Raw genomic sequence first — 16,165 nt, 5'->3', positions numbered from 1 at the left:
CAGCAATACGGAGTTGACTTTTAAGTTTACTTATATACAATAGAAATGCAGGTTATATGTGAAGTATTATTTTGACACCAACAGCGATGGCTATTTATCAAAGAAAGAGCGGAATAATGCAACATTAATAAGTGCGAAATATTGGAAGATCAGCAGTTTTAAGGGAATTAAGTATTTCCCGAATCTTAAGTATCTTGATTGTGGACACAATAATCTCACATCACTAGATCTTTCGGGAAACAAGAAACTGGAAAAACTCAACTGTGATTATAATAAGCTTACAGCTCTGTCGACCGGAAACACACCGAAACTCAGAACATTGTATTGTGGTAATAATAGCTTAAAGACCTTGAATGTAAGCAAGAGCAGAAGTCTTCAAAAACTGTTCTGCAAGCCTAACAAACTGACTAAGCTGGATGTCAGAAAGAATAAAAAGCTTACAGCGAAGGGCGGCATTATTGATGCAGATAAGGGCGTAAAAATTATAAAGAAGTAAATAATATAGCTCTCATAGACGGATTCAGGATGATTTTATAGATATAAAATACAATTATCCATATCATTTTGTTAAATATAGTTGTAAAATAACAATAATGATGTACATGGTATATGGACGGCGATAATAAAGGGCGATAAGCCCTTTATTTCGTGTTATACGGGATTGTTGTATGGTGGTGGTAATAGCGAAGAGAAAGATCTTTCGCCAAGTCACGTAAGGAGGAAAATGAAATGAAACTGAAAAAGATAAAGAGGATGGTTGCAGTGGGAACAGCCATTCTGATGACACTTTCCCTTGCCGGGTGTGGCATCGGCAGTGATTCCGTGAAGCTGGGAGCCGCGGGAGTTGGCGGCGGATACTATGCGTTCTCCAACGCATTTGCGCAGATAGCATCCTCGGAGGATGAGGATCTTGATTTTGAGGTAAAGGCTACTGCAGGCTCCACGGCGAATATCAGGCTTCTGTCCGACGGATATGTGGACATGGCGATAGCCCAGGCGGATCTGGTGGATGCGGCCTACAACGGAACAGGCGCCACGGACAAGAAGAGGTACAGAGGGTACTCGGCAGTTGCCAGCCTGTACACTGAGGCGTGTCAGATCGTGGTGAGATCTGACTCGGGAATAGACAGCTTGGATGATCTTCAGGGCAAGAAGATTTCTGTGGGTGAGGAGGAGTCCGGTACCCAGAGAAATGCAGAGCAGATACTTAAGATGACCGGCCTTGTGGAATCCCTTGTGGACACGGTTAATCTCGATTATGTGGATGCGGCAAATGAACTCAAATCAGGACAGATAGATGCATTCTTTTGTACAGCAGGTATACAGACCTCGGTGATCGAGGAGCTGTCTAAGGAATGTGACGTAAAGCTCATCGGAATAGATGACAAATGCAGGGACAGACTAAAATCCGTGTACGGCTTCTATACGGATTACACCATACCAGCGGGAACCTACGAGGGACAGACTCAGGATGTTGTGACACTCGGTGTCAGAGCAGTGCTCCTCGCCAGGGATGATATGGATGAGAAGATAGTGGAGGAGCTCACAGGACTTCTCTTTGAACATGCGCAGGATATCCAGTATTCAATAGCACTCACCTTCCAGATAGATGAGAGTGAGGCTGTGAAGAACGTGACCATTCCATTTCATGATGGTGCGAAAGCTTATTATCAGAAAAAAGGAATAGAGATCCCGGCTGAACAGTAGTTGTCAGCTGCTGATAATAAATATACTGAATGCGGAAAAGAATATATGCAGATGATATTGGATTAAGAAGGTATCTGATCACGGATGTCTGCATGTGTATATAATATAGATAAGAGAGGTCTTACATGGAGATACAGATAGATATGTATCAGACACTGGCGGTGTCAGTTCTGGTACTTATATTGGGACAGTTTTTGAAGAAAAGAATTAATTTCCTGGAGAAATTCTGCATACCGGCGCCGGTCATAGGAGGTCTGCTTTTCGCAGTCCTGACCTGTGTGTGTTACAGTCTTGGCATAGCAGAATTTACATTTGACGATACGCTGAGAGAGGTGTGCATGGTATTCTTCTTCACATCCGTTGGATTCCAGGCGAATCTCAAGGTTTTAAAGAGCGGAGGAAAGTCGTTGTTCATATTCCTTGGACTGGTTGTGGTGCTTATAGTGTCCCAGAATTTTCTGGCACTCGGGGTGAGTAAGCTGCTGCATCTTGATCCGCTTGTTGGACTCTGCACGGGATCTATACCTATGGTAGGTGGTCATGGAACTGCAGGAGCGTTTGGCCCGGTGCTGGAGGATTTTGATGTCAAGGGGGCAACAACTATATGCACGGCTGCGGCAACATTTGGACTTATCGCAGGAAGTCTTATAGGTGGCCCTATTGGCAAGAGACTCATAGACAGGAAGAAACTTCTGGACACTGCAGTTGCCGAGGACGACAGTATACTGGTTGAGGATGAGAAGAAACATGAGCGTCATACCAATATGTATGCGGCAGCAGTGTTTCAGCTCATCATAGCAGTAGGAATAGGAACCATCATATCGGAACTTCTCACAAAGACAGGACTTACATTTCCTATATATATAGGTGCGATGATCGCGGCTGCGGTCATCAGAAATATCGGAGAGTATTCCGGTAAGTTTGATATTTATATGGGTGAGATCAACAATCTCGGTGGTATCTGCCTGTCACTGTTCCTTGGAATGGCGATGATAACCCTTAAGCTGTGGCAGCTTGCAGAGCTTGCACTTCCGCTTATCATACTGCTCTCGGCACAGCTCATACTCATGATATTGTTCACATATTTTGTTGTGTTCAACGTGATGGGCAGGGATTACGATGCGGCGGTTCTGTCCGCCGGAACATGCGGATTCGGTATGGGAGCAACGCCAAATGCCATGGCGAACATGCAGGCTATATGCGACCGTTACGTTCCTTCGGTCAAGGCGTATCTGATAATCCCACTTATAGGAAGTTTATTTGCTGACTTCCTGAATAGCCTGGTAATTACATTTTTCATAAACATACTTTAGGGGGTATAACCAACTATGAGAGAAAAAAATAAAGAACAGCATAAAAAGCATCACAGATTCAACATGTCATTTGACAATCTGGCTATTCCTGAGGTGAACACAAAGAGCCATGATGACAATGAGGATAATGTGGGTGAGGATGACTCGTCTGTGACATATGACACGGTGGCAATCCCGGAGATCCACATAAGGAAAAAGAAAGACAAATAGTGATTAAAATCGTCCGGTTGTGTTAGAATACAGTCGGGCGATTTTTATATTAAGATTATTTTATTATTGACAGGTTAATCGATATTGCTGCGAAATTGACTTGTTACTGGATATATGGGGGTTGTATATGGGTGACAGCAAGGTGAAAAATGAGAATATGATTTTGGATTTTACTCACGTATATCGTGATGAGGATATAAAAGATATAGATAGATTCAGATACATAGATTGCTCTGATATACAAGAGACAGATATGTATTGTTCAAAAAATGCGTATGAAAAAATATGGGGCAGGATAGAGCCGTACGGAATCCAGGGTATACATTATATAGATTCGGGAAATTATCATTATATAACGAAGATTATAACAGATCATATAACCGAACCGTTTGGGCTGGTTATGTATGATCATCATACAGACATGCAGATACCTATGGTTCCAGAAATGATGAGCTGCGGAGACTGGGCGGGACAGACTCTTATACAGAATGAAAATCTAAGACAGCTGGTGGTTGTAGGTCCACCGGAGTCAGATATAGAGCAGACTTTGGAAAGTTATAGTGGGAGTCAGAGCGGAAGATTGTTGACATTTTCCGCCGAAGACCTGCATGGTGATCTGCTTGAGAATAAGCTGAAACTTATTAGAACAGATCTGCCTCTGTATATATCTATAGACAAAGATGTCCTCGGAACAGAGTACACGGAGACGAACTGGAGTCAGGGGGATATGTCAATCGATGGACTTGAACGCCTGCTTAGTGTCTTTCTTGGCGGTCAGGTTGAAGAAAAAAATTCTGACGCTTGTCGTAATGATGAAAGAAATGCCGGTGATATAAGACATTCAAGAATATTGGGCGTTGATATATGCGGAGAGATTCAGACGGATATTCCGGTGCCTGAGTATCTTGAGGCGGAGGAGAAGAATGAGAAGGTCAATATCGAGCTGTTTCGGTTTATATCGGAGCATGTGAAGAAATTCAGATAGTATTAGATATAATAGTTGTATACAATTATGAGTTAGAATAGAAAAATGTAGAAAATGGAAAACTAACAACGAGAAAATTAGAAAGCGTAAGGTGAAAATATGGAGGAGATTCAAAAGCATCTGTTTGAACTACAGGATATGGCATACAGAGATTTTCACAGCAGGCTTATGCCAGACATCGACAAGGAGACGATTATAGGCATAAGAGTTCCCGTGCTCAGAAAATATGCAAAGAGTATAGCTGGAACAGAACTGTCAGAAAAGTTTATAAAAGAACTTCCACACCATTATTACGAGGAAAACAATCTTCACATGATGCTCATAACCAGGATAAAGGACTATGATAAATGTCTATCAGAGGTAGAGAGATTTCTTCCGTATATAGACAACTGGGCAACCTGTGATTTCCCGGCACCGAAGTGTTTTGAAAATCACAAGGAAGAATTGCTGCCGGTCATCAAGCGCTGGATCGCCTCAGGCGAGACATATACTATACGGTATGGAATAGGAATGCTCATGAGGCTTTATCTGGATGCTGATTTTGATCCTGAATATGTGAAGCTGGTGGCAGAAGTTAAGTCTGATGAGTATTATGTCAACATGATGATAGCATGGTACATGGCGACAGCACTGGCAAAGCAGTGGGATGCGGTCATTCCGTACATAGAAGAGCACCGCATGTCTGACTGGGTTCACCGAAAGACGATACAGAAGGCTGTGGAGAGTTACCGTATAACGGATGAGCAGAAGAGATATCTCAAGGGATACAGGTAGTTTATCGCTTTTTAGCTGAAAAATGAAAAAAGATAAAAACAACAAGTTATGTAGCTGAGGTGAAAACTGGCAGCTAATTACATAATCGCAACACAAGAAAGGAAAAATACACATGACAACAAGGGAGGAAGTTCTGGCATATGGTCTCTCATTTCCGGACACTTACCAGGAGGCTCCATTTCACGACCAGAATTGGCAGCTTGTCAGGGTAAAGGGAAGCAAGAAGGCATTCCTTTGGACTTATGAGAGGGATGGATATATCAATCTGAATGTGAAGGCTGATCCGGAAAGCCGGGATTTCTGGAGGCAGGCATTTGAGTCTGTCATACCGGGGTGGCATCAGAACAAAGAACACTGGAACACTATCATACTGGATGGAAGTGTGCCAGAGGATGCGGTGAAGCAGATGATAGCGGATAGCTATGACATAGTAACCTACAGTCCGACAAAGAGGATCTACGATGCGGTGAAGAAGATTCCGAAGGGATGTGTTGCAACATACGGCCAGGTTGCGGAGATGGCAGGTGACAGGAAGATGGCGAGAGCCGTGGGGAATGCACTTCATAAGAATCCTGATCCTGAGAATATACCGTGTTACCGAGTGGTGAATTCCAAGGGTGAGCTTGCGGGAGCATTTGCGTTCGGTGGAGCAAATGTCCAGGCGGACCGCCTGAGGGCAGACGGCATAGAGGTTGAAAATGACCGGGTAGACCTGAAGAAATATGGAATGAAAAACTGAGTCGCAATACAGACAGAAAGGCAATACAGAATCATGACATCTGATAACACAAAGACAAATGAAAATCAGAACAATCCCCTTGGATATGAGAATGAGGCACATCTGCTCACAACCTTTGCCATACCGTGTATCATATCCATGCTGGTGACAGCACTTTATAATATAGTTGACCAGATATTTATAGGACACGGAGTGGGAATGCTTGGAAATGCTGCGACAAATATAGCATTTCCTCTTTCAACGGCATGTACCGCGATATCGCTTCTTCTTGGCATAGGAAGTGCGACCAGCTTTTCATTGAAGCTTGGTGCCGGAGATGAGAAGAAGTCGGCTGAGGCAGCAGGAAATGGAATCTGTCTCATGGCGATATTTGGCGTGGCACTTTTCCTTGTGACGACAATATTCCTGACACCTATGCTAAAGGCATTCGGCGCAACTGACAAGGTTCTGCCATTTGCACAGGAGTACACAAGGATAACAGCGATAGGTTTCCCATTCCTGATAGCGAATACCGGAATGAGCAAGCTGATCATGGCTGATGGAAGTCCGAGGTATTCAATGATATCCATGCTGACAGGTGCCATCATCAACACTATACTTGATCCGATACTTATATTCGGGCTCGATATGGGTATGCGCGGTGCGGCGCTGGCAACTATCACAGGACAGATCATATCATTTGCCATAAGCCTCAGATATATGTTCCATTTCAAGACAATACATCTTACCAGGGAAAGTTTTGTTATGCGAGGAGAGCCCTGCGGCAATATATTCAGATTCGGTGCGTCGGCGTGTTTCAATCAGATAGCCATGGCGATAGTCCAGGTTGTCATGAACAATACTTTGTCAAGATACGGAGCACAGTCGGTGTATGGAGGCGACATACCACTTGCGTGTTCAGGAATAATAAGCAAGGTAAACATGATATTCATGGCGATCGTTATAGGAATATCACAGGGAACCCAGCCGATCATAGGCTTCAACTATGGCGCAGGAAAGTACAGGAGGGTGAGAAAGACTTATCTTCTGGCGCTGGCAGCAGCATCAGCTCTGTCGGTGGTGGCATTTGCAGCATTCCAGATATTCCCCAGACAGATCATAAGCGCATTTGGAGAGGGAAGCGAGCTGTACTTACAGTTTTCAGAGAGATACTTCAGGATATATATGTTTCTTACCATCGTAAATGGAATCCAGCCGGTGACATCAAACTTCTTCAACTCTATAGGAAAGGCGAGACTTGGTGTGTTCATGTCACTCACAAGACAGATACTATTTCTGCTTCCTCTCATCATCATATTCCCTATATTCATGGGGATCGATGGTGTCATGTATGCGGGACCGATAGCGGACGGAATAACTGCGATTGTCTGCGGTGTGTTTACGGTGAGGGAACTTAAGGAACTGACTTCTATAGACAGAGATGCACATGAAAAAGCCGTGAAAATATAGACGATAATCAGGATCTATATATTGCGCATACAACGCATCGTGCTATAATTGAGAAAAAATATCAATAAACATAAATAGACGGCATTCGACAGACGATTTTGTGGTACTGAAAGACTGCGTGGATGAATCTGGATGAATGATGAAAGAAGGATAATCAATTATGACACTGAGAGATTTGAAGGTAGGACAGAGTGCCAGAATAAAGGCAGTTGGCGGTGAAGGAGAGCTAAGACAGCATTTCCTTGACATGGGTGTTATACCCGGTGCGGAGCTCACCCTTGTGAAGCTTGCTCCGATGGGCGATCCTATGGAGTTTCAGATCCATGGATATGAACTTACACTCAGACTGGCTGATGCAGAGCAGATAGATGCAGAGCAGATAGAGACAAGATCCAGAGCCCACACCAGAGTTGAGATCATAGAGGAGAAGGAACATCCAGGACTTGGCGAGGAAGGAAAATATCACGTCAAAGGGGACGGTGATCCGCTTCCAGAAGGAACAAGACTTACATTTGCCCTGGTTGGCAACCAGAACTGTGGAAAGACGACTCTGTTCAATCAGCTCACCGGATCAAATCAGCATATAGGCAATTTCCCTGGAGTAACTGTCGACAGAAAAGATGGTCCGATAAGGGGCAGGGAGAATACTTCCGTGACGGATCTGCCTGGAATATATTCGATGTCTCCTTATAGCAGCGAGGAGATCGTGTCCAGAAACTTTGTGCTTGATGATCACCCAAAGGCTATCATCAATATAGTAGACGCTACTAATATAGAGCGAAATATGTATCTCACAATGCAGCTTCTTGAGATGGAGATACCGGTTGTCGTCGCACTCAACATGATGGATGAAGTCACAGGCAATTCGGGCTCCATAGATGTAAATGGGATGGAGGCAATGCTTGGAACCCCGGTTGTGCCTATATCTGCGGCAAAAAACGAGGGTGTGGATGAGCTTGTAAGACACGCCATACATATAGCCAAGTATCAGGAAAAGCCTGGAAGACAGGACTTCTGTGATGAGAATGAGTTTGGCGGAGCTGTTCACAGATGTATACATGCGGTGGCGCATCTTATAGAGGATCATGTAAAGGCGGCAGATCTGCCGCTTAGATTCGCTGCTACCAAGATCATAGAGGGAGATCATCTCATACTTGACAGGCTTGGACTTGATGAGAACGAGAAAGAGACGATAGAACATCTGATAATCCAGATGGAAAAAGAGCGAGGACTTGACCGGAGTGCAGCCATAGCTGATATGAGGTTTAATTTCATAGAAAAGGTATGTGAAAACTGTGTAGTCAAGCCAAAGGAGAGCAAGGAGAGGATCAGAAGCGAAAAGATAGATCGCATTCTTACGGGTAAGTATACCGCAATCCCATGCTTTATAGGTATCATGCTGGCGGTGTTTTATCTGACATTTAACGTGATCGGAGCAGGTCTGCAGAAACTATTAGAGATGGGGATAGATGCGCTCACGGTTCAGGTGGGAAAGCTTCTCACCGCAGCAAATGTAAATGTGGTCGTCAAGAGCCTTGTTATGGATGGAATATTTGCGGGTGTCGGAAGTGTGCTCAGTTTTCTTCCGATCATAGTGACTCTGTTCTTTTTCCTGTCGCTCATGGAAGACAGCGGATATATCGCCAGAGTTGCATTTGTCATGGATAAGCTGCTAAGGAAGATCGGACTTTCCGGCAAGAGTATAGTTCCGATGCTGATAGGCTTTGGCTGTACGGTTCCGGCCGTCATGGCAACCAGGACACTCCCGAGTGAGAGAGACCGAAAGATGACTATTCTGCTCACTCCATACATGAGCTGTTCAGCTAAGCTTCCTATATATGCGTTCTTTGTAAGCGCATTCTTCCCTGGAAAGGGCGGCCTTATTATGGCAGGGCTTTATTTCCTTGGAATTGCGATAGGAATAATTGTGGCTATGGTTTATCGGAGCACATTGTTTAAGGGCAATGCGGTTCCTTTTGTCATGGAGCTTCCAAATTACAGACTTCCGGGTGCGAAGAACGTAGGCCAGCTCCTGTGGGAGAAGGCAAAGGACTTTCTTCAGAAGGCGTTCACAGTTATATTTCTTGCAACTATATGTATCTGGTTCCTTCAGAGCTTTGATATGCACCTCAATATGGTGAAAGACTCGCAGGACAGCATACTTGCTGCGATAGCCGGACTTTTGGTGCCGATATTTAAGCCGCTTGGACTTGGCGACTGGAGAATATGTACGTCGCTCATAAGCGGTATCATGGCGAAGGAGAGTGTGGTATCCACACTTGAGATATTGTTTAACGGATCAGTGACCGCAGCTATCACAACCAGGGCTGCAGCATCGCTGCTCGTATTCAGCCTGCTTTACTCGCCTTGTATAGCAGCCATCGCCTCCATCAAGAGAGAGATGGGACATCGCTGGGCTGTCATGGTAGTGATCTGGCAGTGCGTTGTGGCGTGGCTTGCGGCATTTGTGGTGTATATGATAGGGGGAATACTGTGATAAATGCTTGGCGTATGTCTGGTCTGATACATTCTGGAATATATCTGGTACTAGGGTATTATCACACCAGTTTCTTCTCCGTCCACTTTCCGCTTCGCCAGCGCAGGACCATACCAACTGCGCGTACACATTCGTCACAGGTAAGGCCTATGTAGGCGCCGGTTGCAAGGAGCCCAAGGTGCAGGCCGAACATCCATGTACCGCCGACAGCACACACGTACATAAAGACAGCTGCTATGACGGCCGGGAATACCGCATCTCCGCTGGTCTTTAAGGCCTGGCCGTAGACAAGGTTTGTAACTCTGCCAACCTCGAGGATGATGTCAATAGCAAGGAGCCTTGTGACAATATGTACCATGTCCGGGTTGTCGGTGAATAGTTTCATGGCCCATGGGGCTGTGACTGCAAATAAAGTTTCAAGACAGGTCGCCACGATCACACCGATGATGGCGGCCTTTTTGGTATCTCTTTTACATGCATCTATATCGCCGGAACCGATATGCCATCCTGTCATGATGGCATTTGCCTGGGCGAGCGCTGAGCCGACGCAGTAGGAGAAGTTGCTTATCTGGACTGCGTAGGATCGTGCCGTGACATTTATTCCGTCAGTATCCATCTGGTTCAGGAACTTGACCACCAGCATCATGGCGACATTGTACAGAACGGATTCGAATGCAGATGGCAGTCCGACTCTGATGATCTGTGAAAGGACAGTTCTGTTAGAAAGCCTTTCGGGATTTTTTCCTGCTTTTACAAGGGTGCAGGAGAAAAAGATAACAATTGCAAGGTTGATAACCTTGGATATGACTGTCGCTGTAGCGACACCCTGCACCCCTTTATGCAGCGCAAAGAGAAATACTGCATTTAAGGCGAAGTTTACAAGGTTGCCGATTATGGTAGCGATGAGAGGCTGCTTTGTATGTCCAAATGCCCTGAGGTAGCTTGCAAATATTGGAATCAGCGCGTTCAGGAAGCACCCTCCGCCAACGATTTCAAGATAGCTCATGGCAGGTTCCCTGAGGTTCCCGGCTATTCCAATCAGATCAAGAATATTTCCGGAGAAAATGAACAGGAATATAGACATTCCCATACCTATGACTGAGTTGAATATAAGACCAAGCTGGCGTGCCTGATAAGCAATCCCAGGTCTGCCTGCGCCGATATTCTGAGTCATGACCGTCATCATGCCGGATGATATGATGGAGAACATGATGATGAACATTCCGATATAACTGTTGGCGGTTCCGACAGCACCCACGGCATAGTCGCCCACTGATGAGAGCATAAGTGTGTCAACCATGCCAGACAGCATATAGAATAGTGTTTCAAAACATATAGGTATAAAAAGTGCGGATAATTTCTTCATATAATCAGTACTCCTTTGGTGATGGGTATAAAATCATGAGTTATAACTAAATTGTATAATATCGCATTGATACCGCATGAATCTTGTACTATTTCAATTAAAAGTTGCACATATTCTACATATGAGTTAATATGACGAAGTTGCATGATATAAAAGGCAACACAATATATAATAAATCAATATCAGGGGATAACAATGTACGCAGAATTAAAGGAAAATCATCCACACGGGACAAGAGAATATCCATTTTGTGAGTATCATATGAGATACTGGCCACATGCATTCCAGATCCCGGTTCATTGGCATGATGAGGTGGAGATAATATATGTAAGGAAAGGTCCACTTATGGTTGAGATTGATGGACAGAAATTTATAGGGGATGACGGAGCTGTATATATAGTAAGTCCGGGAGTGCTGCATATGATGGCCGCCCCGGAAACACCGGTGGATTATTTTACATTTCTGTTTCCGATGGAATTCATATCATTTCAGACCAAGGATGAATTGGAGGATGAGATATTTTTTCCTCTTAGGAATCACACACGGGAATTCAGACCTGAAGTGACGAATCGGAATCTGCTTGAAAAACTTATACCTATTCTTGATGAGTTGTCAGAGGAAAATGGGAAATTTGGAACACACAGACAGATACAGGTGAGAATCAGACTGTTGCAGGTTGTAGATCTTTTAGTGGAATACGATCAGCTTGAAGCGAAGACAGGGAGAGCGTCAGGTGGACTGGAAAAGGAGATACTTATATATATACAGGATAATTATCATGAGCACATAAGTCTTGCTGAGCTTTCTGAACATTTTCATCTGTCGGAAAAGTACATGTCAAGATTCTTCAGTGAGAGATTTCACATGACGCTCACACAGTATGTGAACTATGTTAGACTTAAGTATGCAAGGCATCTTCTCGAGTCCACAGATCTGTCGGTTACCGAGATTGCCATGAAATCAGGTTACCCAAATGTAAGTTATTTTATCAGGAAATTTTCTGCGGCGGTGGGAGAACCACCGTTAAGATATAGAAATGGTAAAGCTGTGAAAGATCAAAAAAACAGAATATAAAATTCGAAAAACTTGATGGCTGTTGACGGAAATTGGAGATAACAATATAATGGTAATACAGTTTTATGACGTTATATTAAGAGCATCTGAGGAGACCGTGAATGAGAATCAGACAATTTAGAGAAGACCACTGGGATAGGCTTCCCACGATAAGACTGCAGAAAGCGGTGCTTGACAACTTCAAGAGTGTGGAGCATGGAGAGATAGTATTTGCCTGTGGAAAGAAGTTTGTTCCGTATGGAACAGAATCAGATATATTGGGACTTTATGGACAGAACGGCTCGGGTAAGACGAGTTTTATAGAGGCGCTTGCCATACTGAAGCTTCTGATGATTGGAGCTGAGGTTCCGGCGGTGTATGCAGAATGTGTGGCAAAGGGTCAGGAGATGGCCAGACTGGAGTTTACATTTGACCTTCAGTACGAGGACGGACGCATCCGAAAGGTTGTGTACGAATTCCTCATGTCCGCCGTGGAGAATGAGACAAATAACGGATTCAGACAGTACGGAGGAGAGGATCAGAACAGTGGCCAGCCGAGCTACAGAGTCCGCATATCGGGAGAGAAACTGAGTATGTCAGGTGATTTTGAGGGCAGGAAGATGATACTTCAGCCTGTGATTGACACATGCACTGACGACATGCCGTTCGGGCCTGTATCGAAGCAGAAATATTTCATAACAAATGACAGAAAGTTCGTGGATGAGCTGAATGTGGTGAGAAGACTGGCGCAGGAAAAGTCGGCGTCGTTTATCTTCTCGCTCGGAACTGCAAAGGTGTGCGATGAGTGCGGGTTATACTCTGAGTTTTATCAGGTTATACTGGAGCTGGCGTACTACAGTCAGCTCTATCTTCATGTGGTAGACACGAAATCAACAGGATATATAAGACTCAACTACGGACTTCCGCTATACACACAGAGCGGTAAATTTCTTCTGAAGACGGATGTGCCGAACATCATGCCGGAGATAGTCTTCAGCGAGATAAAGAGCCAGTTTGAGAATATAAACATAGTCCTCAGCCAGATAGTTCCGGGACTTAATGTTGATCTTCACGAGCTGTCGCCTGCCCTCATGAAGGATGGCAGTATGGGACATGTGGTGGAGATAGTGTCCAGCAGAAATGAGACGGACATGAGTGTGTTCCACAATCAGGAGGCTGCGCCTGACGGAAGAGTGCACATGCCATTCAGGTACGAGTCCGACGGTATCCGCAAGATCGTGTCGGTGCTCAGTCTGATAATAGATGCGTACAATGAGCAGTCGTGCACGATAGCCATAGACGAGCTGGATGCCGGTGTGTTTGAGTATCTTCTGGGAGAGGTGCTGCAGACGTTCCAGGAGTCTGGCAAGGGGCAGTTTATATTTACATCGCATAACCTCAGACCGCTGGAGGTCATAAGCAAGGATTATATATATTTCACCACGACAAATCCGAGAAATAGGTATATCCGTATGAAGGGAATCGGAAGCAGCAACAATCTCAGAAATACTTATTTCAGGGAGATCGTGGTTGGAGAACAGGACGAGGAGCTGTATAGGAATACGAAGAGGTTCAAGATTGTATCGGCATTCAGAAAGGCAGGTATGGATCATGGGGAAACGACCTAAGAAGAAGATCTTCCTGTTCCTTGTCGAGGGAGTGTCGGACCGGAATGCTCTTGAGGTGCCATTTGGACAGCTTCTGGAGGATATAGATCCTGATATTGTTCTGGAATTTGCCATGCTCATGCAGGATGACGGAAGCTTTGGCGGTGATATAACCTCAAAGAATGGCATACATCCTGACAACATAGAGCGGTTTATAGATGAGATAATGGTCAGTCCTCTGCTAAAGAGGACGGGCCTGTATCCGAAGGACATTGTGGAGATAATTCATTTTGTGGATATGGATGGGGCGTACATAGATGACAATCTGGTCGTGACTGATGGGGGAAATGAAGACAAGCCGGTATACTACCCGGATATCATTGTGACGGCAAATCCGGATCACGTGAAGGAGCGCAATCTCTGCAAGAGTGCGAATCTGGATGTGCTCACTTCGCTGTCATCAATAAAGATAGGAAGTAAAAAGATAAAATACTCCGTATACTATTTTTCGAGCAACCTGGATCATTTCCTGTATCGGGATGCAAATTCAGATGAGCACGGCAAGGTGCGGAGGGCGGCGGAGTTCTCGATGAAGCATGAGACGTCGGGATCGCTGGAGCGTTTTTTTGAGGAGAATGAGACTGTGACTACAGATATGACTTATGGGGAGTCATGGGATTTCATAAAGAGTGGGGAAAATTCTTTGAAGAGGCACACAAATGTGAATCTGCTCATAAAGAGGCTTAAGGCTATTGCGGAAAATCACATATAAAATAAACTCATAACAATAAAACAGGAGACAGAAAAGGCTATGAAGAAGAACAAAGAAGATGACGGAATCTACAGAAAACCCACCAAAGGTTTCAGCAAGAGAACAAATATGATAGTCGGCATAGCATTTGTCATATTTGTGCTGGTGTGCTGCATAATAAGACTGTTCGTGTAAGGTTTCAGTAAAGAAAAGTGGCAGGTGTTGATTTTTATATTTAGCATGCTATACTTGGCTTAGCTAATTGAAGGTAATCAAGGAGGATAAATCCGTGTTTGGTAGCAGATCAGGCAAGAAGACGGGATTGAAGATCATAATAGTGGGCTGTGGAAAGGTTGGCGTGGCCATACTCAAGCAGCTTGCAAATGAGGGGCATGATATAACTATCATAGACAAGGATCCCCAGAAGGTCGCAACATACGCAAATCAGTATGATGTTATGGGAATAGTTGGAAACGGAGCAAATCACAGTGTGCAGCTTGAAGCGGGAATACAGAACGCAGATTTGATAGCTGCAGTCACGTCGTCGGATGAGCTCAACATCCTGTGCTGTACCATAGCCAAGCAGGTCGGAGACTGCGCGACCATAGCGAGACTCAGAGACCCGGATTACAGCAAGGAGGCAAGCTATCTCAGGGAGAAGCTTGGACTTACCATGATCATAAACCCTGAGCTTGAGACTGCAATCGAGGTGTCGAGGGTACTGTATCTGCCAACGGCTCTTGAGATAAATTCATTTGCACACGGACAGGCGGAGATGACCAGGATAAAGATCCCTGAGAAGAATGTGCTGGACAACAAGAGCATAGCTGATCTCGGTAAGGATCTTGCAAATAAACAGAAGCCGATAAATATACTTATAGCGGCAGTTGAGAGAGCCGGGGAGTTCTATATCCCTTCCGGTGATTTTGTCCTCAAGGCCGGTGACATCATGTCATGTGTGGGAACACGGCCTATGTCCAGAAAATTCATGGAGCATATAGGCTTCAAGACTGCGAGAGTCAAAAACACCATGATAATCGGTGGAGGAAATGTCGCATATTATTTGGCTGGACAGCTCGTGAACATGGGAATATCCGTCAAGATCATAGAGGAGAACAAGAAGCGCTGTGAGGAGCTTTCAGTCCTTCTGCCGAGGGCGATAATCATAAATGGTGATGGAACGGATCAGGAGACTTTGAACGAGGAGGGTCTTGCGGAGACTGAATCATTTGTGTCCCTGACAGGAATCGACGAGGAGAATATACTTTTGACTCTCCACGCCCGCAAACATTCAAATGCCAAGACGATAACCAAGATAAACAGGAGCAATTTCAGAGAGGTCATAAACAGCCTTGATCTGGGAAGTGTTGTATATCCATGCAGTATAACTGCGGAGTCCATAGTCGCATATGTCCGTGCGAAGAAGAATTCCAACAGTAACAGCATAGAGACACTCTACCACATGTTTGACTCAAGAGCTGAGGCGATAGAGTTCCGTGTGGATGAGAAGTCGGAGGTGACGGATATACCGCTGAAGGATCTCAATCTCAAGAAGAACCTCCTCATAGCATTTATAAATCGAAACGGTTCGATCCTGCTTCCAACAGGTCAGGATTCTATACAGGTTGGAGATACGGCCATGATAGTCACCACTGAGACAGGATTTACGGATATAAGAGATATACTTGCTTAAGGCAGTTTGATTAGGAGAAGA

Annotated in this window: 15 protein-coding genes; 14 read left to right on the top strand and 1 reads right to left on the bottom strand. The window is 44.7% G+C overall.

Annotation, left to right across the window (positions count from 1 at the left end; genetic code table 11):
- Positions 1–58: 58 nt before the first annotated feature.
- The 9 genes from ABUA31_RS05050 to feoB all read left to right on the top strand — a co-directional run bounded on the left by ABUA31_RS05050 (position 59) and on the right by feoB (position 9,674).
- Positions 59–496 (top strand): leucine-rich repeat domain-containing protein, encoded by a 438-nt coding sequence (locus ABUA31_RS05050; RefSeq protein ID WP_117874924.1) that lies wholly within the window; start codon positions 59–61, stop codon positions 494–496.
- 233 nt (positions 497–729) lie between these two features.
- Positions 730–1,707, top strand: a complete 978-nt coding sequence (locus ABUA31_RS05045; RefSeq protein ID WP_118649900.1) for a TAXI family TRAP transporter solute-binding subunit — start codon at positions 730–732, stop codon at positions 1,705–1,707.
- A 125-nt stretch (positions 1,708–1,832) separates the two neighbouring features.
- Positions 1,833–3,020 (top strand): sodium/glutamate symporter, encoded by a 1,188-nt coding sequence (gene gltS / locus ABUA31_RS05040; RefSeq protein ID WP_349818896.1) that lies wholly within the window; start codon positions 1,833–1,835, stop codon positions 3,018–3,020.
- A gap of 15 nt (positions 3,021–3,035) precedes the next feature.
- Positions 3,036–3,230: a hypothetical protein gene (locus ABUA31_RS05035; protein WP_004851427.1), complete on the top strand. Its 195-nt coding sequence runs from the start codon at positions 3,036–3,038 to the stop codon at positions 3,228–3,230.
- Positions 3,231–3,357: 127 nt separating this feature from the next.
- Positions 3,358–4,215, top strand: coding sequence for an arginase (locus ABUA31_RS05030; RefSeq protein WP_349818895.1), 858 nt, complete (start codon positions 3,358–3,360; stop codon positions 4,213–4,215).
- Positions 4,216–4,314: 99 nt separating this feature from the next.
- Complete coding sequence (locus ABUA31_RS05025; RefSeq protein WP_022216940.1) at positions 4,315–4,989, top strand: DNA alkylation repair protein; 675 nt, start codon at positions 4,315–4,317, stop codon at positions 4,987–4,989.
- Between the two features lie 112 nt (positions 4,990–5,101).
- Complete coding sequence (locus ABUA31_RS05020) at positions 5,102–5,728, top strand: methylated-DNA--[protein]-cysteine S-methyltransferase (RefSeq protein ID WP_161172214.1); 627 nt, start codon at positions 5,102–5,104, stop codon at positions 5,726–5,728.
- Positions 5,729–5,761: 33 nt separating this feature from the next.
- Entirely contained in the window at positions 5,762–7,177 is a 1,416-nt protein-coding gene (locus tag ABUA31_RS05015; RefSeq protein WP_349819972.1) for an MATE family efflux transporter, read from the top strand.
- A gap of 160 nt (positions 7,178–7,337) precedes the next feature.
- Positions 7,338–9,674, top strand: a complete 2,337-nt coding sequence (feoB, locus tag ABUA31_RS05010) for a ferrous iron transport protein B (RefSeq protein WP_117874846.1) — start codon at positions 7,338–7,340, stop codon at positions 9,672–9,674.
- Positions 9,675–9,735: 61 nt separating this feature from the next.
- Here feoB and ABUA31_RS05005 read toward each other — a convergent pair whose 3' ends face one another.
- Complete coding sequence (locus tag ABUA31_RS05005) at positions 9,736–11,040, bottom strand: MATE family efflux transporter (RefSeq protein WP_055224544.1); 1,305 nt, start codon at positions 11,038–11,040, stop codon at positions 9,736–9,738.
- 195 nt (positions 11,041–11,235) lie between these two features.
- On the opposite strand from ABUA31_RS05005, the gene ABUA31_RS05000 reads away from it, so the two are divergent.
- From ABUA31_RS05000 to trkA, 5 genes are all read left to right on the top strand, one after another.
- Positions 11,236–12,114 carry an AraC family transcriptional regulator gene (locus ABUA31_RS05000; protein WP_015534040.1) on the top strand — a complete coding sequence of 293 codons (879 nt, stop codon included), beginning with the start codon at positions 11,236–11,238 and terminating at the stop codon, positions 12,112–12,114.
- Between the two features lie 101 nt (positions 12,115–12,215).
- The gene (locus ABUA31_RS04995; protein WP_015534039.1) at positions 12,216–13,721 is read left to right on the top strand and encodes an AAA family ATPase; all 1,506 of its coding nucleotides are present in this window, start codon (positions 12,216–12,218) and stop codon (positions 13,719–13,721) included.
- Positions 13,705–14,472, top strand: a complete 768-nt coding sequence (locus ABUA31_RS04990) for a hypothetical protein (protein ID WP_015534038.1) — start codon at positions 13,705–13,707, stop codon at positions 14,470–14,472. The genes ABUA31_RS04995 and ABUA31_RS04990 overlap by 17 nt, the downstream gene beginning before the upstream one ends.
- A gap of 39 nt (positions 14,473–14,511) precedes the next feature.
- Positions 14,512–14,646 carry a hypothetical protein gene (locus ABUA31_RS04985; RefSeq protein ID WP_015534037.1) on the top strand — a complete coding sequence of 45 codons (135 nt, stop codon included), beginning with the start codon at positions 14,512–14,514 and terminating at the stop codon, positions 14,644–14,646.
- Between the two features lie 94 nt (positions 14,647–14,740).
- A complete protein-coding gene (gene trkA / locus ABUA31_RS04980; RefSeq protein WP_055224550.1) occupies positions 14,741–16,144 on the top strand; it encodes a Trk system potassium transporter TrkA in 1,404 nt (467 codons plus the stop codon).
- Positions 16,145–16,165 lie beyond the last annotated feature (21 nt).

The organism is Coprococcus sp. RTP31081st1_H1_RTP31081_211007 (assembly GCF_040227275.1).
Lineage (GTDB): Bacteria > Bacillota > Clostridia > Lachnospirales > Lachnospiraceae > Coprococcus > Coprococcus aceti.
The sequence above is the reverse complement of the archived record's forward strand: the minus strand, read 5'-3'. Positions and strand labels throughout refer to the sequence as shown.

Bases quoted from the DNA above. Each gene is read 5' to 3' on its own strand.
- ABUA31_RS05045 (WP_118649900.1), top strand. From the start codon at position 730: ATGAAACTGAAAAAGATAAAGAGGATGGTTGCAGTGGGAACAGCCATT.
- gltS (WP_349818896.1), top strand. From the start codon at position 1,833: ATGGAGATACAGATAGATATGTATCAGACACTGGCGGTGTCAGTTCTG.
- ABUA31_RS05035 (WP_004851427.1), top strand. From the start codon at position 3,036: ATGAGAGAAAAAAATAAAGAACAGCATAAAAAGCATCACAGATTCAAC.
- ABUA31_RS05030 (WP_349818895.1), top strand. From the start codon at position 3,358: ATGGGTGACAGCAAGGTGAAAAATGAGAATATGATTTTGGATTTTACT.
- ABUA31_RS05025 (WP_022216940.1), top strand. From the start codon at position 4,315: ATGGAGGAGATTCAAAAGCATCTGTTTGAACTACAGGATATGGCATAC.
- ABUA31_RS05020 (WP_161172214.1), top strand. From the start codon at position 5,102: ATGACAACAAGGGAGGAAGTTCTGGCATATGGTCTCTCATTTCCGGAC.
- ABUA31_RS05015 (WP_349819972.1), top strand. From the start codon at position 5,762: ATGACATCTGATAACACAAAGACAAATGAAAATCAGAACAATCCCCTT.
- feoB (WP_117874846.1), top strand. From the start codon at position 7,338: ATGACACTGAGAGATTTGAAGGTAGGACAGAGTGCCAGAATAAAGGCA.
- ABUA31_RS05005 (WP_055224544.1), bottom strand. From the start codon at position 11,040: ATGAAGAAATTATCCGCACTTTTTATACCTATATGTTTTGAAACACTA.
- ABUA31_RS05000 (WP_015534040.1), top strand. From the start codon at position 11,236: ATGTACGCAGAATTAAAGGAAAATCATCCACACGGGACAAGAGAATAT.
- ABUA31_RS04995 (WP_015534039.1), top strand. From the start codon at position 12,216: ATGAGAATCAGACAATTTAGAGAAGACCACTGGGATAGGCTTCCCACG.
- ABUA31_RS04990 (WP_015534038.1), top strand. From the start codon at position 13,705: ATGGGGAAACGACCTAAGAAGAAGATCTTCCTGTTCCTTGTCGAGGGA.
- ABUA31_RS04985 (WP_015534037.1), top strand. From the start codon at position 14,512: ATGAAGAAGAACAAAGAAGATGACGGAATCTACAGAAAACCCACCAAA.